The 20,658-nt window shown below is 65.8% G+C and carries 16 protein-coding genes and 1 pseudogene; 5 read left to right on the top strand and 12 right to left on the bottom strand.

Going from position 1 to position 20,658, the window contains the following annotated elements; all coding sequences use genetic code 11:
- Positions 1 to 70: 70 nt before the first annotated feature.
- Genes A9976_RS27420 through A9976_RS27405 form a run of 4 tightly spaced genes read right to left on the bottom strand, consistent with a single transcriptional unit; the run spans position 71 to position 6,166 of the window.
- Positions 71 to 4,666: an S-layer family protein gene (locus A9976_RS27420; RefSeq protein WP_183021592.1), complete on the bottom strand. Its 4,596-nt coding sequence runs from the start codon at positions 4,664 to 4,666 to the stop codon at positions 71 to 73.
- Positions 4,667 to 4,674: 8 nt separating this feature from the next.
- Positions 4,675 to 5,196 carry a phage tail protein gene (locus tag A9976_RS27415; protein WP_183021591.1) on the bottom strand — a complete coding sequence of 174 codons (522 nt, stop codon included), beginning with the start codon at positions 5,194 to 5,196 and terminating at the stop codon, positions 4,675 to 4,677.
- A gap of 5 nt (positions 5,197 to 5,201) precedes the next feature.
- Entirely contained in the window at positions 5,202 to 5,693 is a 492-nt protein-coding gene (locus A9976_RS27410; RefSeq protein ID WP_183021590.1) for a phage tail protein, read from the bottom strand.
- Entirely contained in the window at positions 5,693 to 6,166 is a 474-nt protein-coding gene (locus tag A9976_RS27405) for a phage tail protein (protein ID WP_183021637.1), read from the bottom strand. The genes A9976_RS27410 and A9976_RS27405 overlap by 1 nt, the downstream gene beginning before the upstream one ends.
- A gap of 141 nt (positions 6,167 to 6,307) precedes the next feature.
- Here A9976_RS27405 and A9976_RS27400 point away from each other — a divergent pair, with 141 nt between their 5' ends.
- Positions 6,308 to 6,679, top strand: coding sequence for a DUF6916 family protein (locus tag A9976_RS27400; RefSeq protein WP_183021589.1), 372 nt, complete (start codon positions 6,308 to 6,310; stop codon positions 6,677 to 6,679).
- Here the strand turns inward: A9976_RS27400 and A9976_RS27395 are convergent.
- Together A9976_RS27395 and A9976_RS27390 are read right to left on the bottom strand one after the other, a co-directional pair.
- Positions 6,666 to 7,190: a GNAT family N-acetyltransferase gene (locus A9976_RS27395; protein ID WP_183021588.1), complete on the bottom strand. Its 525-nt coding sequence runs from the start codon at positions 7,188 to 7,190 to the stop codon at positions 6,666 to 6,668. The genes A9976_RS27400 and A9976_RS27395 overlap by 14 nt on opposite strands.
- The gene (locus A9976_RS27390) at positions 7,180 to 7,533 is read right to left on the bottom strand and encodes a DUF6916 family protein (RefSeq protein ID WP_183021587.1); all 354 of its coding nucleotides are present in this window, start codon (positions 7,531 to 7,533) and stop codon (positions 7,180 to 7,182) included. Before A9976_RS27390 ends, A9976_RS27395 begins: the two co-directional genes overlap by 11 nt.
- Positions 7,534 to 7,712: 179 nt before the next feature.
- Here A9976_RS27390 and A9976_RS27385 point away from each other — a divergent pair, with 179 nt between their 5' ends.
- On the top strand, positions 7,713 to 12,173 hold the full coding sequence (locus tag A9976_RS27385) for an XrtH-dependent M36 family metallopeptidase (protein ID WP_183021636.1): 4,461 nt from the start codon (positions 7,713 to 7,715) through the stop codon (positions 12,171 to 12,173).
- Positions 12,174 to 12,212: 39 nt separating this feature from the next.
- Here the strand turns inward: A9976_RS27385 and A9976_RS27380 are convergent.
- From A9976_RS27380 to A9976_RS27355, 6 genes and pseudogenes are all read right to left on the bottom strand, one after another.
- Positions 12,213 to 13,139, bottom strand: a pseudogene (locus tag A9976_RS27380) (dihydrodipicolinate synthase family protein); the annotation flags it as partial.
- An 11-nt stretch (positions 13,140 to 13,150) separates the two neighbouring features.
- Entirely contained in the window at positions 13,151 to 14,038 is an 888-nt protein-coding gene (locus A9976_RS27375; RefSeq protein ID WP_259649340.1) for an enolase C-terminal domain-like protein, read from the bottom strand.
- A gap of 59 nt (positions 14,039 to 14,097) precedes the next feature.
- Entirely contained in the window at positions 14,098 to 14,280 is a 183-nt protein-coding gene (locus A9976_RS31600; protein ID WP_232245744.1) for a hypothetical protein, read from the bottom strand.
- Between the two features lie 28 nt (positions 14,281 to 14,308).
- Positions 14,309 to 14,818 (bottom strand): DUF1993 family protein, encoded by a 510-nt coding sequence (locus A9976_RS27365; protein ID WP_183021586.1) that lies wholly within the window; start codon positions 14,816 to 14,818, stop codon positions 14,309 to 14,311.
- Positions 14,819 to 14,953: 135 nt separating this feature from the next.
- Positions 14,954 to 16,855 carry a triacylglycerol lipase gene (locus tag A9976_RS27360; RefSeq protein WP_183021585.1) on the bottom strand — a complete coding sequence of 634 codons (1,902 nt, stop codon included), beginning with the start codon at positions 16,853 to 16,855 and terminating at the stop codon, positions 14,954 to 14,956.
- A complete protein-coding gene (locus tag A9976_RS27355) occupies positions 16,852 to 17,886 on the bottom strand; it encodes a DUF4105 domain-containing protein (RefSeq protein ID WP_183021584.1) in 1,035 nt (344 codons plus the stop codon). The genes A9976_RS27360 and A9976_RS27355 overlap by 4 nt, the downstream gene beginning before the upstream one ends.
- A 75-nt stretch (positions 17,887 to 17,961) precedes the next feature.
- Here A9976_RS27355 and A9976_RS27350 point away from each other — a divergent pair, with 75 nt between their 5' ends.
- The 3 genes from A9976_RS27350 (at position 17,962) to A9976_RS27340 (ending at position 20,490) form a co-directional block, all read left to right on the top strand.
- The gene (locus tag A9976_RS27350) at positions 17,962 to 18,636 is read left to right on the top strand and encodes a TetR/AcrR family transcriptional regulator (RefSeq protein ID WP_183021583.1); all 675 of its coding nucleotides are present in this window, start codon (positions 17,962 to 17,964) and stop codon (positions 18,634 to 18,636) included.
- Positions 18,637 to 18,841: 205 nt separating this feature from the next.
- Positions 18,842 to 19,471: an RNA polymerase sigma factor gene (locus A9976_RS27345; RefSeq protein WP_183021582.1), complete on the top strand. Its 630-nt coding sequence runs from the start codon at positions 18,842 to 18,844 to the stop codon at positions 19,469 to 19,471.
- Complete coding sequence (locus A9976_RS27340) at positions 19,468 to 20,490, top strand: FecR domain-containing protein (protein WP_183021581.1); 1,023 nt, start codon at positions 19,468 to 19,470, stop codon at positions 20,488 to 20,490. The genes A9976_RS27345 and A9976_RS27340 overlap by 4 nt, the downstream gene beginning before the upstream one ends.
- Positions 20,491 to 20,658 lie beyond the last annotated feature (168 nt).

The following is a 20,658-nucleotide window of genomic DNA, read 5'->3' as shown; positions in this document are numbered from 1 at the left end:
GGGCTGCGGCGCGATCACGGTGCGGAGGTGTTGGAGCGGCCGCCTGCGGGCTGCAGCCGCTCCATGCAGATCAGTGTGACTTGCTGCGTGGCCGGGGTCTGTGCATTGTCAGGGCGGCTGCTGCCAGCATCAGTGCCAGCAGCATCCACTGGCTCCATTGAGAGAGCGTGGGAATGGCGGCAGGGCTGCCACCCGCAGCGGCCGTTACCACGGCGATGCCGCCTGGGTCGCTGATGAAAGCATTCACATCCATGTCGTCATCGCCGCGCTTGCCGTCCTCGATGGTCAGTGTCACGGTTTTCCCCGAGAACTGCGCACCGGTGAAGCGGTACCAGTGCGGCGTGGGATTGTCGGACGTGGCGCCGTACTTCCAGTATTGGGCGCCGGCAGGCAAATCGTTCGGGAAGGTCAGCGTGAGGCTGAGTGTGGACCCCGGCGAGCCATTCATCACGGTGAAATCGAACAGACCGAACGGGAATTGCAGCTGGGCTGGTGGTGCCTCTGCAGGAGACCTGATATGTCCCTGCAGCGGGATGAAGCCCGGCGTTTGCGACGGCCCCGTGCCCAAAGGCGTGAACACCCAGTGGCTTCCTGTCGCGATCTGCGCGGTGGCTGTCGCGCTGCCCGCGGCACCCGTCAGGGAGCTCACGGTGTGAGGCGGCAAGGTGATCTTGAAGGTCTGGTTCACGGGCGTTGCTGCGGCGTACTCCGCATCGCCTGCCTGGCTGGCCTGCAGCGTGCACTCGCCCGTGCGTATCAGCCGCAAAGAGTTGCTGTTGACCACGCAGGTCTGAGGGGTGAGGCTGCTGAAGCTGATGGGCAGGTTGGAGCTGGTGCCGGCGGCGTTTGCCAGCGACAGGGCCTGGGGACTCAGATAGCGCTCGGACGAGAAATCGAAGGTGATGTTCTGCATCGCCTTGCCGACTGCAATCTGTGCCGAGCCGATGGCCTGTGCATGATTGGCATCGGCCGCCTTGGTCGCCGTCACCGTGCAGCTGCCTACGGCCGTGCCGGTGACGGTGTTGTCGAACAGCGAGCATTTGTCTGCGCCTGCTGTCAGAGCCAGCGTGAGCGCACCGCTGCCGCTGCCGCCAGTGACGGTGACCGTGCTGGAGCTGCCTTTGGGAATGCTGGCGGGTGATGCCACCACGGAAAGGGCCACCTGGCTTGCCTGGGACACCGTCACCGAAGTGCTGGCCGTGGCATCTTCATGGTCGGCATCCGCCGCCTTGGTGGCCGTGACCGTGCAGGTTCCGACACCCAGCCCGGTGAGCGTGGAGCCCGTGATGCCGCAGGGGCCGATGACGCTCAAGCCGATGGCGCCTGCGCCCGAGCCGCCCGTGGTGCTCAGTTGCGCAGTGCCACCAAAGATGATGGCTGCCGGACTGGCCTGCACCGACAGCGCTGTCTGTCCTGCCTTGGTCACGATGACGGTGGTGCTGGCGCTGGTGGCCTGGTGGTTGGTGTCTCCAGCCTTGGTGGCCGTGATGGTGCAATTGCCTGCGCCAATGGCGCTCAACTGGTTGCCCGTCACCGCGCAGAACTGGGCACCACCCGTCACGGCGTAGGTGACGGCGCCGCTGCCCGACCCCCCCGTGGTCGCCAGCATTGCCGTGGCGCCGAAGGCCAGCGTCGAAGGCGTGGCCTGCACGCTCAGGGTGGCCTGGGCTGCAGGGGTCACGGTCACCACCGTGGTGGCCAGCGTGTCCTGGTAGTTGGCATCGCCCAGCTTGATGGCGGTCACTGTGCAGGAGCCCGTACCTTCAGCGGTGAGCGTGTTGCCGTTGATGGAGCAAAAGGCGGCTCCATCCGTGATGGAAAAGCCCACGGCACCGGACCCTGTGCCGCCACTGGTTGACAGCGCGGCCGTGCTGAAGGCCACCAGCGTGCTGGGCGTTGCCGTCGCCGTCAGAGCAGGCTGCTGGGCCTTGACCACCGAGATGTCCACGGTGGCCGTGGCGGCCAGGTAGTTGGCGTCTCCAGCCTTGGTTGCCGTCACGGTGCAATCGCCCACGGCCGTGGCTGTGACCGCGTCGCCTGCCACGGAGCAATAGGCCGCGCCTGCGGTTACCGCATAGCTGATGGTGCCTGAGCCAGAGCCGCCGTTGGCGCCCAGCATGGTGGTGCCGGCATAGGGCAGGACCTGGAGGGCTGCACTTGCCGTCAGTGCAGCCTGCGGGCTCTTGTCATTGGTCAGCGAGAACGAGGTGCTGGCCGCACCTGCCTGCGCCGTTACGGTGTAGCTGCCGGCGAACAGGTTGGCCGTGGCACTCAGCGATGCGATGCCCTGGGCATTGGTCGTGACCGAGGTTCTTGTGGCAAAGGTCGTGGATGGCCCCGTTGCGGCAGGCGCGGTGAAGTCCACCATGATGCCGGCAAGCGGCTGGTCGTCGATGTCGGTGACCTTTACCGCCAACGGTGTGGCAAAGGGCTGCTGGATGCGGGTGGACTGTGCAGAGCCGGAGAGCGCAACCATGGCCGCAGGAGGGCCGAAAGGATCGATGCGAAACACCAGGCCATTCGAAAGGCCGGGGTTTGCGCTGAGGGCACCGGCCGCAGGATTGGTCAGGCCGTTGGTGCCCGATGTGGTGGTGGCGCCGCCCACGGAAAGAAGGGTCCTGCCCTGCACATTGGTCGCGGCCAGGCTGCGCATGGCCTCGTTTTCCGAGGTGCCGAGGAACCCGGCATAGTCCCAGCTGTTCGGATTGCTGGTTGCGATGCTGACCAGGAAGCCGTCCTGCTTGCCTCCTGGCGTGGTGGACAGTCCGCTTTGCGCCTTGACGGGAAAGCCTGCGCCATTGCTGGTGCTGCCCGTGGCGAACCAGTTCATGCCGTCGCTGGCCAGCCCTTCCACGCTGTCGTAGCCATTGCCACCCAGGTAGGTGGCGTCCAGCACCCCATCTCCCGATGCATTCAGGCGCAGCACAAAGCCGTCCATGCCGGTGCCGCGCACGGCCTGCGGCCCTAGGCCCTTGCGCAGGCCGCCGTTGTCGGCGGGAAAGTTGTCGGACCCGGTCTCCCCGCCCACGAGCAGTGAGCCGTCATGCATCAGGTTCAGGGCCAGTGCACGGTCCGCACCGGCCCCGGAGCCTGTCAGCAGTGTGAAGTAGTCGAAGGCGCTGCCGTCGGCCAGGATCTTGGCGACGAAGCCGTCTGATCCGTCGATGGCGCGCGAATTGATTTGTGTCCTGAGGCCTGTGGCGCCCGGCAGTCCCGAGACAGAGTCGGTAGCGCCAGCCACATAGGCTGCGCCAGCGTTGTCCACGGCAATGGCATATCCGATGTCGGCGCCGCCATCGCCGCCTATGTATCCCGCGTACTCCAGCGTGCCTCCCGAGGCGTCGACGCGGGCCACGAAGGCGTCCAGCCTTTCGGACTGCGCCGGGCCGGAGCCGTAGTTGACGCTGGGGCCGCCTCGGACGGGGAAGCCATTGCCTGCCGTGAATCCGGTCACATAGGCGCGGCCCAGGTTGTCCAGGGCCAGGGCATTGGCCTGATCATCACCTGTTCCACCAATCAGGCCCGAATACAGAATGCCGGCACCGTCTGGTGTCAGGCGCATGACGAAGGCATCCCTGTCTGTCGTGCTCTTGCTGCGCCGAAAGCCCTGGCTGTCATCCGTGCCGACCATGGGAAAGCCGGTGGATTCCGTGCTGCCTGCCAGGTGGATGCGGTTCTGTATGTCCACGGCCAGGCCGTTGCAGGCGTCGTCTCCCGATCCGCCCACATAGGTCACGCTCAGGGGGATGCCCTTGGCATCGAATCTGACGACGAAGGCATCCTCGCCACCTTTGCTGCTGCCCGCGCGGGGCAGGTCGGACGATTGCGTCACGCCGCACGCATAGGTGTTGCCGTCGCTGTCTCGCACCACGGCGTTGACCTGGTCGGCCGAGTTGCCTCCGACCAGGCCCGAGTAGCCGGTCCAGGCGGGATCTATGACCAGCGGCAGGCCTTTGTCATGGCTGCCCAGCACAAAGCCCACGCGCCAGCTGGTGGCGTCCAACTGCTCCAGGCGGTAGCTGGCTGCCACGTTCACGCGGCCATCGCCCCGGGGCTGGTAGACCAAGGGCGCATCGTCGGTGAAATGCTCGGTGCCAATGCTCCATTGCAGCGCTCCCGAGGGCAGGATGCGTGCATCCGTGGCACCTTCCACGCGCAGCCAGACCAGCGTGGCGTCGGCGCCAGGCGCCAGTTCGAACTGGTACTTGAGGCCACCGGGCTCACCCTGGAAGACGGCATCGATGCCGGGCCAGACACTGCGGTAGCCCAGCGCACCGAAGCTGCGCAGGCCCGTGCGCCATTGCGCGGTTTCGCCGACCAGCCAGTGGTACAGCGTGGGCGAAGGCTGCATGCCCTGCGGCGCCGACATGGTCCCGTTCTCGAAGCTGTAGCGCAGGCGCGAATCCGGGTGCAGGCTCAGGCTCCGGGCCATGCCGGATGCGGCCACCGACCGGCCTTGCACGCTGGTGGCCTGGCCGGGCAGGTCGATGCTCATGCCTTGTGCATCGAAACTGATGCGCTTGCCTGCGGCCATGGCGCGAAAGCCGGCACCGGGTATCTCTATGAAGCGGTTGTCCCTGCCGGAGAATTCGCGTTGGACCAGGGGGGCGGCCTGGACCCCCGTGGTCAAGGCCAACAGGGTCAGGGCCGCAATGGAACTGCGCATAGGTGTACTCAGCTCCGAGAGGGAAAGACGCCCTGCAAGGCGATGATGAAATTCATGACCAGGAAGGGCGGAAGATTGTTATGCGGCAGGCTCCCGCCCGCAGGCTGCGCAGGTGCCATGCTGACCGCCGACGTGCTGGAGCCTGGCGCAATGTAGGGGCGCGTGGGTGCAGCGCCCAGGGTTGCGCCGGCCGGGCTTGCCGCGGCAGGATCGGCCGGCGAAGCAGCCAGCGCCTGATGGGTGTGCCTGGGAATTTCCGATTCCAGCAGCGTCACGGTTTCAGTACCGCCGGTTTCGCCCAGGTCATGCAAGGACAGCCCCGGCCCCTGGCCTGGATGCATGGGCATGCGCCCTCGAAGGTCGGGAAGGGAAAAATTGGATTTTCCATCGCCACCATAGGTTGTTCCCAGCAGCGAAAACAGCGCCGTGTTCTGAGAAAGCGGCATGAGCTGACCATCGCAAAAGGCCCAGCCCTTGGGTGCGAAGTTGAACCCGCCAAGGCGGATTTCGGCGACGAAGGGATCAGACATGTTCTTCAGTTCTGGGAAGGAAAGAAGCCTTGCATCGCCATGCAGAAGCTCAGCGTCAGGTAGGGAGGCATATTGATGTGTGGCTGGCTGCCGCCCACATTGGCCAGCAGGGCGGGCATGGCCGTATTGCCGCTTTGCGCATAGTGGCCGCGCGCCGCTGCAGGCAGGTTGCCGTTGCCCGATGTCGCCTGGCCCGTGGTGCCGGAAGCGGCCAGTGCGTGGCTGTGCTGCGGCATCTCTGACAGGTTCAGGGTATGGGCTTGCTCGCCTGCTCTCTCTCCCAGCGTATGGCCGGCTCCCATGTGCATGGGCATGCGGCCGCGCAGGTCGGGCAGTGCAAAGTTGGTCTGCCCGTCGCCGCCGTAGGTGGTGCCCAGCAGCGAGAACAGTGCCTGGTTCTGGTTGATGGGCAGCAGTTGCCCATTGCAGAGGGCCCAGCCTTTGGGTGCGAAAGCGAAGGAGAAGACGCGAACCTCTCCGATAAAAGGGGTAGACATCAGGTGGGGGAGGGATAGATGCCGAACAGCGAGATGATGAAGTTCACGCAAAGGTAGGGCGGCATATTGGTATGCGGCTGCGAGCCACCGGCTGCGCTCACCATCGATAAGGACATGGGCAGGCTGGGCGCGCCGTTCGCAAAGGCCTTGTGGTCCCTGTGCTTGGCAAACACCGCGTCGGCGGGCGATGCCAGAAAACCGGTGCCGGAGGACGCGGGAACAGCATGCGTGTGGGCTGGAATCTGATTGACGGTCAGCGTGACCTCTTCGACTCCACCGGCCTCGGCCAGCGTGAATTCGTTGCCTGCGTGCAGGGGGATGCGGCCACGCATGTCTGGCAGGGCAAAAGTGCTTTGACCATCACCACCGTATGTCGTGTTGATCAAATTGAAAAGGATGTCATATTCCGAGATGGGCAGAAGCTGCCCTTCGCAGAACATCCAGCCTGCCGGCGCGAAGTTGCCGGCAAACATGCGGATTTCCCCAACGTAGGGTTGAACCATGGCAAAGTGGGGTGAGGTTAGTAAACGTTAATAATTGCAAAATAGTTTAGTATGCCAACCTGTTGTGCAGCAAGAATATTTGCTGCTGTTGCTTTGGCAGGAAAGGCCACAATGAAGACAGAACGCCGCGCTTTCATGCAGGTCGTGGGCGCGTTGCCCGCCGCGGTGGCTGCCTCCAGCATTCCGATGGGTGGCAGCGCGGCAGGCGCTGAGTTGCGCAGAAGCCACTTTCAGCCGCTGCTCGGTCAGAACTTCTCGGTCGCTGGCGAAGGCACGCAGTTACGTTTGGTTTCACTGAGTGCGCTGCCGCACGCGCTGCAAAGTGACCGGTCTTTCAGCGCCCTGTTTGAGCTGTCCCGTCCCGGTGCCTTGCCACAGAACACCTGGGAAATCGCTCACCCGGCTCTGGGAAGCCACGCCGTCTTCCTGAGTCCCAGCGACGCGCAAGGCGGTCTGCTGGAAGCCGTGTTCAACCGCGGCTGAGCGCTGCAGTCCTGCGCATGCGCAGGTAGATGCCTTCCTGGTCCTGCTCGACAAAGCCCAGGCGCTTGTACAGGCGTCGGGCCGGATTGTTGGCTTCCACGAACAGCTGCATGTCGCGCCCGTCCTGATCCGCCCAGCCTGCCAGCCATTGCATGAGGGCCGTGCCCAGTCCCTGGCCCTGGACAGCGGCTCCGAGCGAGATGTCCATCACCCCCAATGGCCCGGGTGCGAGATTGAGGTAGAGCCGGCCTACAGGCAGACCTGCCTGCTCGATCACGAAAAACGCGCTGTGTGCGTAGTGCTTGCGGTAATGCTGGTCCTGCAAAGCGAACTGCGAATCGCAGAAGGCATGCTTTTGGGCCTCGCTCCAGGGCACGGGAGCCAGTTCGGCAGCGCGTACCTCGCGGTACAGGGTCCGGAGAAAAGCGTAGTCGGCTTCTTCGGCCAGGCGCAGCCGCACATCCTCCAGATACAGCGGCGGCAGTTCGGGCACCAACGGCTCAGACGGCATGGGAAAAGCAGGCCTCGTAATCGACATGGCCGGCCGACTGCGCAATGGGCGTGATGAAGATGGCGTAGTCACCTAGCTGCGTATGGCGCACGCGGTAAGTGCGCTGCGGCAACTGCGGCTGGCGCGGACCGCGAAACACCAGGGAGAACTGCAGCATGCCGGGTGTATCGGCCGATGTCTGCGTTGCGCCGAGCACTTGCATATCGATGCCGAGGGTGTGCTCGCCTTCGCGCATGAAGAAGCTCACGGTCTGCTGGGCCAGGGCCTGGGCGTCGCTCCACTGCAGGATTCGGGCGTAGAGCGCGTCGTCAATTTCGAAGTTCGCAGAGCTGGGTGCAGTCATTGGTGTTGAGGGGGCATGTCGTTGGCGGCTGCCAGCATAGCCCAGGCTTTCGTTTGATGGTGGCGGAACCCGCTGCTGTAACTGATTTTGGTGACTTGTTAAAAAGTACGGGTGCATGCAACATCGCGTTCAATAGCCATTGCGGCATTTTCTCCATTCATTTCCGTTTCCCCCTTTTTATGCACCAAGCCTTTCGAGTCTTTTCATTGAGTGCGCTTGCCTGCGCGACTTTGTTTGCTTTCCCTCAAGTGCAAGCGCGGGAACTTGCCTCCATTGATGCCTTGGCGGACGCGCCGCTGCTTGTGCACGCCCAGTCTGCCCGCGCGACTGTTCTGCCTGAGCGAGTGCAAAAGCTCTCACGAGAGGAGCGTCTGGGCTTGCCAACCTTTGTTCAGTTGCGTACGGATCGCACGGGTCGCAGTGGCGAGGTACGGGCCCAGGCTGCGGCAGTCGACGCGGAAGGCGCGGCACGGCGTGAACTCAAAGCCGTGGCGGATCTCTACGGTCTGACTTCCCAGGAGGTGGATGCAGCGCCGCTTGGCCATGTGCAGGCTCTGCGGGGAGGTGCACGCTTGGTGAGCCTGGGCAACCAGCGCGATGGCATCGAGGTCTTTCGAGACCAGGCTACCGTCTTGCTCGATGGTCAGGCCCGGGCTGCGGCCATTGGGGGATATCTGGGAAGCACCGCACTGGCGGCGGCCTCGGGCTCGGCCAAGCTGGGCGCACCTGAGGCCGTGGCGAGGGCGTTGCAGGACTATGGTTTTGTGGCCGAGGTGGCATCCTCGCTGCACGAGGTGGCTCCTCCCGCCGAATCAGAGGTGGGTCCCTACAAGTGGCTGGCGTTGCCGAAGGGGGTGAAGGGTGCGGATGGTGCCGTGCTTGAGGGCCCCGTGCGCGTCAAGCCTGTCTGGTTCCGCCTGCCCCAGGGCCTGAGTGCTGCTTTCTACGTTGAATTGCTGGTGCATGAGCACGGTGAGGAGTACGGCTTCGCCTATGTGGTGGCTGCCGATGATGGCCGGCTGCTGCTGCGCAACAACCAGTCTGCCCATGCCCACGACTACCGGGTTTGGGCTGACCCTGTCTCGGGTGTGCCGCATCCCGGTCCTCAGGGGCGCAATGGCTCCCCACACCCCACGGGTCTGGCCGATGGCTATGCGCTGCCTCTGGTGCAGCCCAGCCTGGTGAGCGGTGGAGGGGGCGTCAACCCCTGGCTGGCTTCAGGGGCTACGCTGACCGACGGCAACAATGTTCAGGCCTTTGCCAACCTGGTCTTGCCAGATGGCCTCGGTCCCGTGGATGCCAACGAATGCGCCGGAGGTCCTGTTGCGGCGGACTTCCGCGCTTGCGTCACGGCCCCCGGGGTTTTTGACCATTACTACGATGTGACTCGGGGGGCCTTGGCAGACAAGACCCAGGCTGCAGCCTCCGTGGTGCAGTTGTTCTATGTGACCAACTGGCTGCACGATTGGTTTTATTCCGCTGGCTTCAACGAAGCGGCGGGCAATGCGCAGAACGACAACTTTGGGCGAGGTGGCCTGGGTGGCGATGCCCTGCTGGCCCAGGCCCTGGATTTCAGTGGGACGAACAATGCCAACATGCTGACGCGCGCTGATGGCGCGCCGTCACGCATGCGCATGTATCGGTTCAACAACCGGGGCGTCAGCGCATCGGTACTGCCTCCTTCTTCGTTGGCTGGAGGTGTGTCCGTTGCAGGAGCTGCGTTCGGCCCGGGGCAGTTCGAGGTGGCCTCCGACCTTGTGTCCGCTCAGCCTGCCATTGCGTGTTCGGCGCTCACCAATGCGGCGGAAGTGGCTGGCAAGATTGCGCTGGTTGAGCGTGGTTCCTGCTCCTTCGATGCCAAGGTGGCTCAGGCGCAGAACGCAGGTGCTGTGGGTGTGGCGGTGATCAACAACGTGGCAGGCGTGCCATCCCAGATGGGGGCCAACGATTCTTCGCTGAATATCACCATTCCCTCTGTTCATGTTGCACAGTCCGACGGCAATGCATGGAGGGCCCGGCTGACGGCTGGTGAGGCTGTGCCGTTGCGTCTCACGGGCATTGCTGCGGAGCGCAGCAGTGCGCTGGACGGCAGCATCATTGCCCACGAGTGGGGGCACTTCATCAGCAACCGCCTTATCGGCAATGCCAATGGCCTCGGGAGCAACCATGCGTCGGGCTTGGGCGAAGGCTGGGGAGACTTTCATGCCCTGCTGATGATGGTTGCCGACCAGGACCGCAACCAGGCCGGCAATCACCAATTCCAGGGCGCCTACAGCGTCGCCGCGTATTCGCTGGGAGCTGTCGAGGGCCCTGCAGATGCCGACATCCGCAATACGGCACTGTATGGCATGCGCCGCTATCCGTACTCCACGGACATGGCCAGGAATCCGTTGACGTTCAGGCATATACAGAATGGCATCTCTCTGCCTCCCAGCCCGGCGCCCGCCTTTGTGTCTGGCAATGCCGAGGTTCACAACATGGGGGAGGTATGGGCCTCCATGCTTTGGGAATGCTATGTGGCCCTGCTCAATGTTCATCCATTTCAAGAGGCCCAGGATCGCATGAAGCGCTACCTGGTCTCCGGCTACAAGCTCACCCCTGTCAATCCGCTGCTGACCGAGGCGCGCGATGCACTGCTGGCTGCCGCTTTGGCCGAGGATCCTGCCGATCACCAGCGCTTTGCCCAGGCCTTTGCCAAGCGCGGAGCAGGCACCTGGGCCCGGTCCATGGCCGATCGCTATTCAGAAACCAATGTGGGCGTGGTTGAAAGCTTCAGCCTCAGTGGTGCCTTGGAGCTCGATGCCATGGCCTTGAGCATGGCCGATGCCAGCAGCCAGCGCTGCGATGCCGACGCCATCCTCGACAACGGCGAAACCGGTGTGCTTCGCCTTACCTTGCGCAATCGCGGCGCTTTGCCGGTGACAGGGGCACAGTTGCAGTTGTCGTCCAGCATGCCGGGACTGTCATTTCCTGACGGTGCAGCAGTCGCCGTGCCTGGCATCGGTGCAGGGCAGAGCCTGGTGGTCACGGCAAGTTTGAAGCTCGACGGCCTGTTGGTGCCCGCCAATGCACGCATCACGGCCATGCTCAGCCATGCGGAGCAGGAAAACGGCCCGGTGCAGCAGCAATTGGATCTGCCTCTGAATATCGATGTGTTGCCGGGGCGACTGGCATCGGACGATGGGCAGGCTGTTCCCAGTGTCATGCAGATGGGCAGCAGCCTGCCTGTGTTTGCAGACAACTGGAGAGTGCGCGCCGATGGCGCCTCCAACCGTCTCTACGGCGGCGGCTCCCCCGAAGCGGCTGGCTCGCACTGGTTGATGACGCCACCGCTGCAGGTTGCCACCACAGGCAACTTCACCGTGTCGTTCAATCACCGCTATCGTTTTGAGCAGGATGGCCAAAACAACTACGACGGCGGGCAATTGATGCTTTCCGCGGACGACGGTGCGACATGGGCTCGCATCATGACTCCCGGCTATTCGGATTTGCTCTATGTGGGTTCCGGCAATCCTGCAGAAGGCCAGCCCGCCTATGTCGGCCAAAGCCCGCATTGGCCTGTGGCGGAAAGCGAACACGTGAATCTGGGTCCCCTCTATGCCGGGCGGACTGTTCGGCTGGCCTGGGTCATCCAGACCGACATGGGGGGAGGCGAGGAAGGCTGGGAGGTTGACGACATCGTCATCTCGGGAATTTCCAACACGCCGTTTCCCGAAACCGTTGCCGACGCCCAGACCTGCGCTGCGCCAGGCGTATTGAGCACGGCAGCGGGCACGCCTCAATCGGCGCCTGTAGGGACAGCATTCGGGCAGAGCTTGCGTGTCCGCTTGTTGGGCGCGGGTGGCGCGGCACTCGCGGGACGTCCTGTGAGCTTCACTGCGCCCGGGGCCGGTGCTTCGGCAAGCTTTGCCGGCGGGCGGGTGCAGACGCAGGTCAGCACCGATGCCAACGGCTATGCGGAGACTGCAGTCACTGCCAACGGCTTGATGGGCGACTATGCGGTGACTGCCACGGCAGCAGGTGGTTCGGCCAGCTTCACCCTGCGCAATACAGTTGCGCCAGTTGGCACGGGTGGGTTGGCGGGTGGTGGCGGGCTCTTGTCCGTCAGTGGTCCTTCGCCCAGCGGTGCGGGCACGGTGACGGCCACGGTTCAGTCGGCCGCACAGGCCTTGCCCGCGCATGCCTATTTCTCACAGGCCGGATTCAACACCACAATCGACGCCGGCGTGCCGCCACTGGCAGGCCGCAGCTTCCCTTTCGGGCTGGTGAGCTTTGTGCTTGAGAACGTGGGTGCGGGCAACTCCGTGCGCATGCGCCTCGACTATCCGTCTGCCGTGCCGGCCGGCGCAACCTACTGGAAATATGGCCGCAGCACCCCTGCGGGGGTGTTGCACTGGTACCAAATCCCGATTGTTGGCACCGGTTCATCCTGGGTGGAAATCGATCTCATTGACGGTGGTCAGGGCGATAGCGACGGCTTGAAGGACGGCCGTATCACCGACCCGGGCGGCTTGGCCATCCTGGCCGCACCTGTGGCGCCCGGGGGTGCCGCACCGATTCCCTTGCTTTCGCCTTGGTCACTCGGTTTGCTGGTCCTGTGCATGGCCTGGCTAGGCGGGCGGCGCGGACGGCGCGGATGAGGCCGGTTGCGCGCGATTCTTGGGCCATCGACTCCCTCGGCGCCCCCAGCGCAGCACCAGCGGATCGAGCTGCCGTGCAATGTCCAGCAACTGGCGGCGCACCTCGGGGTGCATGGGCGGCCAGGGCGCGCGCGGCGCGTCGCAGGTGATCACGCCGCCAGCCTTCATCAGCGCCTTGGCTGCCAGGAAGCCGGCCTGGCGGTTTTCGTGGTTGATCAGGGGCAGCCAGCGCTGGTACAGCGCAAAGGCCCGGTCCCTGTCGCCGCTGCGGTGCGCTTCGATGATGGGGCGTATGCCATCGGCAAAGCCGCCGCCTGTCATGGAGCCCGTGGCGCCGGCCTCCAGGTCGGCCAGCAGGGTGATGGCTTCCTCGCCGTCCCATGGGCCTTCGATGGCCTCGCCGCCCAGCGCGATGAGTTCGCGCAGCTTGCCGGCGGCGCCTGCAGTTTCCATCTTGAAGTAGCAGACCTGCTCGATCTCGCGGGCCATGCGCGCGAGGAAGGCGGGGGACAGCGGCGTGCCTGCGGCCGGCGCGTCCTGGACCATGATGGGAATGGCGATGGCATCGGACACGGCCTGGAAGAAGCCGTGGACCTGGGCCTCGCCGAAGCGGAAGGTGGCGCCGTGGTAGGGCGGCATGACCATCACCATGGCCGCGCCCATGTCCTGCGCGCGGCGGCTTCGCTCGGCGCACACGCGCGATGAGGTGTGCGTGGTGGTGACGATCACGGGCACGCGGCCCGCCACATGCTCCAGCGCCGTGCGCGTGAGGACCTCGCGCTCGTCATCGGCCAGCAGGAACTGCTCGGAGAAGTTGGCCAGGATGCACAGGCCGTCCACGCCCGAGTCGATCATGAAGTCCAGGCAACGCTTCTGGCTGGCCAGGTCCAGCGTGCCGTCCTCGTGGAAGGTGGTGGGTACCACGGGAAAGATGCCGCTGTAGCGCGGCCGAGAAATTCCGGGCATGGCGTGCTCCCTCATTCGACGATGCGGAACTGGTCCAGGTACTCGGTCTTGAGCGTGAGGCCCAGGCCCGGCACATCGTCCCTGAGCTGCAGGAAGCCGTTCTCGGCCACGGGCTCGCCGTCGAAGATGTACCAGAACAGCTCGTTGCCCACCTCCACGTCGAAGATGGGGAAGTACTCGGCCATGGGCGAGGCCAGCGTGCTCATGGTCAGGTGGTAGTTGTGCATCTGGCCCGCATGCGGGATCACGGGCACGCTGAACGCCTCGCACAGCGCGTTGATCTTGTGCGCCGCCGTGATGCCGCCCACGCGGTTGGTGTCGTACTGCACGACGCTGACGGCCTTCTTGTCCAGCAGCTGCTTGAAGCCGTAGAGGCTGAACTCGTGCTCGCCGCCCGAGATCGGAATGCTGCTGAGGCGGCTGAGTTCGGCGTAGCCGTCGATGTCGTCGGCGATCACGGGCTCCTCCAGCCAGCGCGGCTCGAACTTCTCCAGCTTGGGCAGCATGCGCCTGGCGTACTCCAGGTTCCAGCCCATGTAGCACTCCAGCATCAGGTCGCAGTCGTAGCCTATGACTTCGCGCACGGCCTCGACCGAGCGCAGGTTCTCGCGCACGCCTTCCTGCAGATGGGCCGGGCCGTAGCCGAAGCGCATCTTGAAGGCCTTGAAACCCTGGTCCAGGAACTTTTGCGCCTCTTCCTGCATGGCCTTGAGGTCGGTGCGGTAGAGCTTGCTGTAGTAGCAGGGAATCCTTTCCTTGGTGCGCCCGCCCAGCAGCTTGAACACAGGCTTGTTCACGCTCTTGCCCAGGATGTCCCAGATGGCCAGGTCCACGGCCGAGATGGCGGCCATGGTCACGCCTACGGCAGCCTGGTGCGCCGCGACCGGCCGCTGAGCCAGGCGGCTGCCAGCTTTCTGGCGCTGTTGCACGGGCAGGAGCCGCCGCCGGCATCCGCGCCCTAGCCGATGTATTGCGCCAGATGCGGGCTCACCCGCTTGCAGTAGCCCTTGCAGACCCGGCGCAGCACCTGGGCGGTGCCGGTGACGCCGGGCGACGGGCTCTTGGGGTACCAGGTGACATCCCGCTCAACGCCGGCTGCCTCAAGCCTTTGAAGGTCATCATCCCCCAGGGCTGCATGCATCAACCCCGCAGCACCGGCCGCCGCGCTGTCAGTAGCTGCCCATGTAGTCGCGCTTGCCGACCTCGACACCGTTGTGGCGCAGCAGGGCATAGGCGGTGGTCACATGGAAGAAGAACTGCGGCAGGCCGTAGTGCAGCAGGTAGGCGCTGGCGCTCAGCTTCTTTTCCTTGGGCGTGCCGGGGCGCAGCACGATCTCGCGGGACTCGCTTTGCGCGAACTGCTCGGGCGCGAACGAGCCCACATGGTCCAGCGCCTTGGTGATCAGCGCCTGCAGGTCGGCAAAGCTGGTCTGCGTGTCGGGCCAGGAAGGCACCTCGGCGCCGGCCAGGCGCGAGGCGATGCCCTTGGCGAAGTCCGAGGCGATCTGCACCTGGCGCACCAGCGGGAACATGTCGGGGAACAGGCGGGCCTGCAGCAGGGCGTCTGGGTCGATGTTCTTCTGCGTGGCGTGTTCCTCGGCCTTCCTGAGCACGTCGGACAGGGCGCGCAGCATCTGCTGCAGGACGGGGATGGAGGCGGTGTACAGGGGACTGGTCATGAAAGGATCGCTCGCTCTTGGGGGTTGGCTCGATGGGGATGCAGGCGCGCGCAGCGCGCGCTGGCGAAGGAAGGCTAACAGCAATCGACCCTGGCCCGCGGCCGGGCTGCGCCGGGCCACGGGCGCGTGGGGGAACTATGGTGATTGCAGATGCAGGCGCAGGATCCGCCGAATCTCGACGATGGCCTGGGGAGCTTCCTGCACGCTGTGCTTGAAAGGGATCACCAGCTCCGACGCGGCCCCCGGCAGATGGGCGCTGCGGTAAGGTACCAGGCCGTCGTCGGAGTCCTGCAGCGGCACGTCGGTCCTGTCGTTGGCAACGATGCTGTGATAGGGCACCTGCGGCGAGATGGCCATGCCTGCACTCAGCTGGATGAAGGGATCGTTCTGGCTCAGGTTGTCCACGCCGTTCGGAATGTAGAACGGCCCGCTGTCCTGCCGGTCGCTGCCTCGGGGCGTCAGGTGCAGCCGGGAGAATTTGTGCAGCACGGTTGCCGGCAGCGTGATCAGATTGGACAGCCAGCGCGACAGCCGGTTCTCGGCGAACGGCGTGCCGCGATGCGGGGCTGCGATGAAGACCGCCCGGCCTATGCCCGCAAATGGCTCGAAGCTCAGCATATCGCCGGCCTGCTGCTGCACCTGCTCGATCTGTCGGACGCTCAAGTCGTGCTTTTCCTGCAGCGCATTCCACAGTACATCTCCCGAAGAGGACACCATCAGCCGGCTCAGCACGCCACCCATGCTGTGCCCGATGACGACCATGTCGCGTGAAGCCCGGGCCCGGCCCTGCGGATCGAAATGGGCCAGCGTGTCCTGCAGGGCCTTGCGGATCTCTGCATGGTTGTAGGCCATGGGTGCATTCGTGGGGTAGTACACCTGCCAGATCTGGTAGCCGCGCCGCAGGATCTCGTCGCCCAGCACCTCGTTGGCCAGGTTGATCCAGGCTTCCGGGCTGCTGGCCAGGCCGTGCAGCATGACCACGATGCGGCGGTCGGGATCGTAGGGTTGCAGCAGATAGATGCGCGGATGCGCAAGGGCGTCGCCGCGGCCCAGTACATTGCGGATCGCCTGGGTGGCGAAACCCGAGCGCGCCAGCCACAGGCCATAGCCCGAGGTGAAGTTGGCCGCCAGTGGGACGGAGGCGCCCCCCAGGTTGATGCGGTCACGGCGGTAGGGGTCATAGACGGTCAGGCGGGCCTCGTGCGTGGCCAGCACCTGCTCCAGGCTGGCGCCGTGGAAAGTCAGGATCGCCGTCAGGGCAGGGAACGGTGCCTCGCTATAGGGTTTGCCGGGGCTTTCTCCGTCGATCGCTCGGCGGGCCATCACCGCCACCAGTTCGGCGCCAAAGCCGTCGCGGCGGTACATGCTGCGCAACCCCCGGAAGGTCAGAGTGGAGGCGGGAATCAGTTCCTGGGGCAGCGGAGTGCCGGCCGGCAGCCGCATGCCGTCGATCACCGGCACGATACGCCAGTCGCCGACCTGTAGCGGCGTGCCGTCGTCGGCCTGCGCTTGTGCGGTGCGGTCGCGCTCGAACAGGCCGGTGACGGCCTGCTGCACGGCGTAGTTGTAGTAGTCGCGCACCTGGGTCTGGCGCTCCTCGAAGGAACGCTCGCCCGGGGAGCGCGGCGAGAAGAACAGATAGGCATAGGCGTAGCGCGAGCTTTGCAGATAGGCATCGAGCAGCATGTCGCGCCCATGTGCGTCCATGGGGCCGCGGCCTTGTAGTGCAAGGGCATGCAGCAGCCATATCTCGGACAGCGTGGCGAGCCTGCGCTCGCTGTCCAGGCCGCCACCGTTGCGCAATGCGCTGATGCACGAGGGGGTGGCGGTGCGGCAGCCCTTCACGTCCAGGCCCAGCACGGCCAGGGTGTCGCTGGCCGCGGCACTGGGCTCGCCGGTGGTCAGCACATCGCCGCGGCGCTGGGCGATGTAGTCCTGGGTGCTGACCGACGACACCTTCACTCCCGCGCAGCCCGCGCACGCGAGGACCAGCAGCATCATGGCGCAGCGCGCCACCGTTGGGGGAACGCGGTTCATGGAGGGGGCGGCCGGGTCTGGCGGATGTCTGTGGAAAAATTGGGCGTGTTGCCGGCCTGGCGCGCGCGCTCACCGATGTCGGCATCGCGCCGCAGCGCCGCCAGTGGCCGGCTGGTATCGAGCCCTCCATGCTCGTACAGGTACTCGGGCAGAAGGCCCGACAGCACGATGCGGTAGTCTGCCGGCAGGCCCGGCACGATGGCCCGTACCATCCGATAGACCAGCGTGGTGCAGTTGGCGGTGAGCGTATGGTAGAAGCGCGGCGCCCGGTGCAGCGAATTGGCGGTGTCCACGTAGGACAGGAACAGTGCGCGCATGGCCGGGACAGGCATCTGCACGGGGTAGAGGAAGACACGCTCGCCGCGCACCCCGGTGCGCACGAAGACAATGTCCCGCTCGTCGGCCGCGACCACGCTCAGCTCGAACTGCTTGAACAGGCCGCCCAGTTCCGAGAACGCCTCCGTGCGCTCCTTGCGGATCTCCACTGAAAAGACGAGATGGCGGCCGTCGTCGAATCCGAAGGACACCAGGGTGTGGGCAATGGCGGGCATCCCCCAGGTGGACAGGATCATGTCCACCGAGCGCAGGTGCTCCAGATCGTAGTTCCGGGTCTCCCAGCGCGCCGTGTAGTCGGTGTCGCTGCGCCACTCGAAGTTGCGCACGTTGTCCAGCCTGACCCGACCTGCTTGCACCGAGCCTTGCAGCATGCGCTGGACATCGTCGGCCCAAAGGCGGTCATTGGAGGGCTGCAGCGTATGCCACCACCCCAGCAAGGTGATGGCGGCCAAAGCGTAACCCGCAGCCCAGGCGCGGCGGCCGCGACGCCCGGGCCCGGCCAGGGCCGGCCACGCCAGCACGGCCAGACTGAACGCGCCCCAGGCCGCAGCTGCGGCGCCGCGGCCGACGGCGCCTGCGGGAAACTGGAACCACAGAGCGCCACAGCCCCAGGCGGCCAGCGGCAGCAGGGCCAGGTGCGCAACCCGGGCCCAGAAGCGCGGGCCCGCAGATGCGCCGGGGGTGGAGGTTTTCATGGGAGGAGGCACGGCGAATGGCGATGCGATGGATGATAATGTAATGGACATTACTCTTTTTCGCGGTGGCCATGCATGTCTGATCTTCCCGACCTGGCGCAGACGCTGACCAAGGCGCCGCCGAGGCGCGCGCGCACGAGCAAGGGCGAAGCCCGGCGCCAGCGGCTGCTGGAGGTCGCCGCGCAGTCGTTTCTTGAACATGGCTACGCGGGCACTTCCGTCGGCCAGATCGTCGGGCAGGCCAAGGGCTCCGTGGCCACGGCGTACCAGCTCTTCGGCAGCAAGGAGGGCCTGCTGGCAGAGGTGCTGTGCCGTGAACTGGATGTGCTGGCTGGCATCGTCTTCGCAGCCATGCCCGGCGAGCAGTCTGCGCACGCGCGGCCGGTGCGCAGCGCCCTGCCGCTGCTGGCCCAGCGCCTGCTGGCAGCCTCGCTGGCCCCTCGTTCGCTGGCGTTCTACCGCCTGCTGACCACGGAATGCGAGCGCCTGCCGAAACTCATCGCCGACCTCATGGCGGCCGCAGACGACAGCATCTACGCGCCGCTGCAGGCCTGCCTGAGCCGGGCGGTGCAGCGTGGCGAGTTGGCCGTCGACGACCCGCACCAGGCAGCCCGGCTGCTGGGATACCAGATTCAGGGCATTGCCGCCGAAGCCCGGCTGGTGGCCGACTACCCTGCCACGCCGACGGTGCAGCACCGCCAGGCGTGCGAGTATGGGGTGCAGGCCTTTTTGCGTGCGTTCAGTGTTTGACCTGCGCGTGATCGCGCGCCATGTCTCGCACGACGAGTACAGGCGGGCCGTGGAGCAGTTGCCCGCCGCGCACCCAGGGCCTGCGAGGGGTCCAATGAGAACGGTTCTCAGTACAATCGCGACCCGTGCCTTTCCTCTCCATCCTGTCCGCTTCCTGCTCCTGGTCGGCAACCCGGGCCGCGCGCCTGTCTGCGGGAGCGGGCTCGTGAGCACGCGTGCGCCAGGCGCAGGCGATGAGACTTCGCTCTCGCTGCTGGCCCGCGTCTATGCGCGCTGGCATCAGCCGCTGCGGCGCCTGCTGGGGCGGCAGTTGCGCAACCGCGAGGATGCCGAGGATGCGGTGCAGGAAGTGTTCGTTCGCTACGCGGCCTCGGGCAAGGCGCTGCCGCCCGAGGAGCAGGAGCCCTATCTGCGCGTGATCGCGCGCCATGTCTCGCACGATGCCTGGCATGGTGCGGGCGGTGCGGCGCGGCGCGAAATGGTCTCGCTCGACGAGCACAGGCAGGCCGTGGAGCAGTTGCCGGCCGCGCAAGAGGCCGACCCTGCGCACGCGGCACACCAGCGCGAGCGCCTGCAGCGACTGGAGCAGGCCATGGCGGAGTTGCCCGCGCGCCGCCGCGAGGCCTTCATGCTGCACAGCATCGAAGGCCTGACGCAGACCGAGGTGGCCCAGCGCATGGGCATCTCGCGGCGCATGGTCTACAACCATGTGACGCTGGCGCTGGCCTACTGCGAACTGCGCGTGCAGTATGCGAGCGCGCAGGAGATGCGGCTCATGCAGGCGCTGCTGGAACCCTTGGCCGGGACCGACGAGGCATCGGAGGGGCCGGCATGACGCTGACCCCCGAACTCGTCGAGCTGCATGCCCGGGCCTCGGCCTATTTCGTGCGCCGCCGCGCCGCCGACTGGACCGGCGCGGACGAGCGCGAGTTCGATGCCTGGCTGGCCGCCGATGCCCGGCATCGCCGCATCTACGACAGCCTGGGCCGCACGGCCCTGGATCTGCAGCAACTGCGCAGGCCCAGGCTGGCGGCCGATGCGGCGAGCCCGATGCCGGTCCGCGCCGCGTCCGCATCGCCCGGAGTGCGGCAGCAGGCCCCGGCACCGCGTGCACAGGGGCGGCGGGCCTTCGTTCCGGCCCTGCTGTCCGTTGCCCTGCTGGGCGCCCTGGGCGGCTGGAATTGGTGGGACAACCATCCCGGCCATGTGAGTGAAATCGCCACCGGCCCCGGCCAGGTGCGCGAGGTCGAATTGCCCGACGGCTCCAAGGTCACGCTGAATTTTTCCTCCAGGCTGCAGGTGCGCTACTACCCGCGCCGCCGCGAGACGGTGCTGGACCAGGGCGAGGCCTTCTTCCAGGTCGCCGCCGACCGCTCGCGGCCCTTCACCGTGGACAGCGGCGCCAGCCAGGTCCGCGTGGTGGGCACGGCCTTCAATGTGCGCGCTGGGCCGCCCGCGCTGGTGGTGAAGGTGCTGGAGGGCAAGGTGGAACTGCGTCCCGATCGCCATTCGCCGGACGGCCTGCGCCTGCTGCTGGGCGCGGGCGCAGGCATGTCCGTCGATGCCCGCGACGGCACACGGCAGCCGCTGGCCGCAGGCGCGGACACGGTAGGTGACTGGCGCAGCGGCCATTTGGTGTTCCAGCAGGCGCCGTTGACGCAGGTGGCTGCCGACCTGGCACGCTACCTGGGCCAGCCCGTGCGTGTGGACGGCGATGCGCGGCTGGCCGCGCTGTCCGTGTCCGGTGTGGCGCTGACCGGCAAGCCCGAGGTCTTTCTGCGCTCGCTGCCCCATTTGTTGCCGGTTCGGGTGCAGGCAGAGGCGCAAGGCGTCTGGCGGATCTCGGCGTACTGAGTGCGCCTTCCCCCTCCTCCCTCTGTTTGTAAATAAATGTAAATAATCCGTTTTCCTGGCCTCGCCACGTTCCCACTTTGGCACGAAAGCGGGTTTTACCTTCATGGAGGGCGGGTTTTCTCGCCTCCATGGTTGCCAGCCAGGCCGCTGCCCAGTGCACAGCTCAGC

The organism is Delftia sp. UME58 (genome assembly GCF_014170385.1).
Lineage (GTDB): Bacteria > Pseudomonadota > Gammaproteobacteria > Burkholderiales > Burkholderiaceae_C > Comamonas > Comamonas acidovorans.
This window is presented reverse-complemented; position numbering and strand designations above follow the sequence as displayed.

Coding starts and splice junctions, on each gene's coding strand:
- A9976_RS27420 (WP_183021592.1), bottom strand. CDS start 4,666: ATGCGCAGTTCCATTGCGGCCCTGACCCTGTTGGCCTTGACCACGGGG.
- A9976_RS27415 (WP_183021591.1), bottom strand. CDS start 5,196: ATGTCTGATCCCTTCGTCGCCGAAATCCGCCTTGGCGGGTTCAACTTC.
- A9976_RS27410 (WP_183021590.1), bottom strand. CDS start 5,693: ATGTCTACCCCTTTTATCGGAGAGGTTCGCGTCTTCTCCTTCGCTTTC.
- A9976_RS27405 (WP_183021637.1), bottom strand. CDS start 6,166: ATGTTTGCCGGCAACTTCGCGCCGGCAGGCTGGATGTTCTGCGAAGGG.
- A9976_RS27400 (WP_183021589.1), top strand. CDS start 6,308: ATGAAGACAGAACGCCGCGCTTTCATGCAGGTCGTGGGCGCGTTGCCC.
- A9976_RS27395 (WP_183021588.1), bottom strand. CDS start 7,190: ATGCCGTCTGAGCCGTTGGTGCCCGAACTGCCGCCGCTGTATCTGGAG.
- A9976_RS27390 (WP_183021587.1), bottom strand. CDS start 7,533: ATGACTGCACCCAGCTCTGCGAACTTCGAAATTGACGACGCGCTCTAC.
- A9976_RS27385 (WP_183021636.1), top strand. CDS start 7,713: ATGCACCAAGCCTTTCGAGTCTTTTCATTGAGTGCGCTTGCCTGCGCG.
- A9976_RS31600 (WP_232245744.1), bottom strand. CDS start 14,280: ATGCATGCAGCCCTGGGGGATGATGACCTTCAAAGGCTTGAGGCAGCC.
- A9976_RS27365 (WP_183021586.1), bottom strand. CDS start 14,818: ATGACCAGTCCCCTGTACACCGCCTCCATCCCCGTCCTGCAGCAGATG.
- A9976_RS27360 (WP_183021585.1), bottom strand. CDS start 16,855: ATGAACCGCGTTCCCCCAACGGTGGCGCGCTGCGCCATGATGCTGCTG.
- A9976_RS27355 (WP_183021584.1), bottom strand. CDS start 17,886: ATGAAAACCTCCACCCCCGGCGCATCTGCGGGCCCGCGCTTCTGGGCC.
- A9976_RS27350 (WP_183021583.1), top strand. CDS start 17,962: ATGTCTGATCTTCCCGACCTGGCGCAGACGCTGACCAAGGCGCCGCCG.
- A9976_RS27340 (WP_183021581.1), top strand. CDS start 19,468: ATGACGCTGACCCCCGAACTCGTCGAGCTGCATGCCCGGGCCTCGGCC.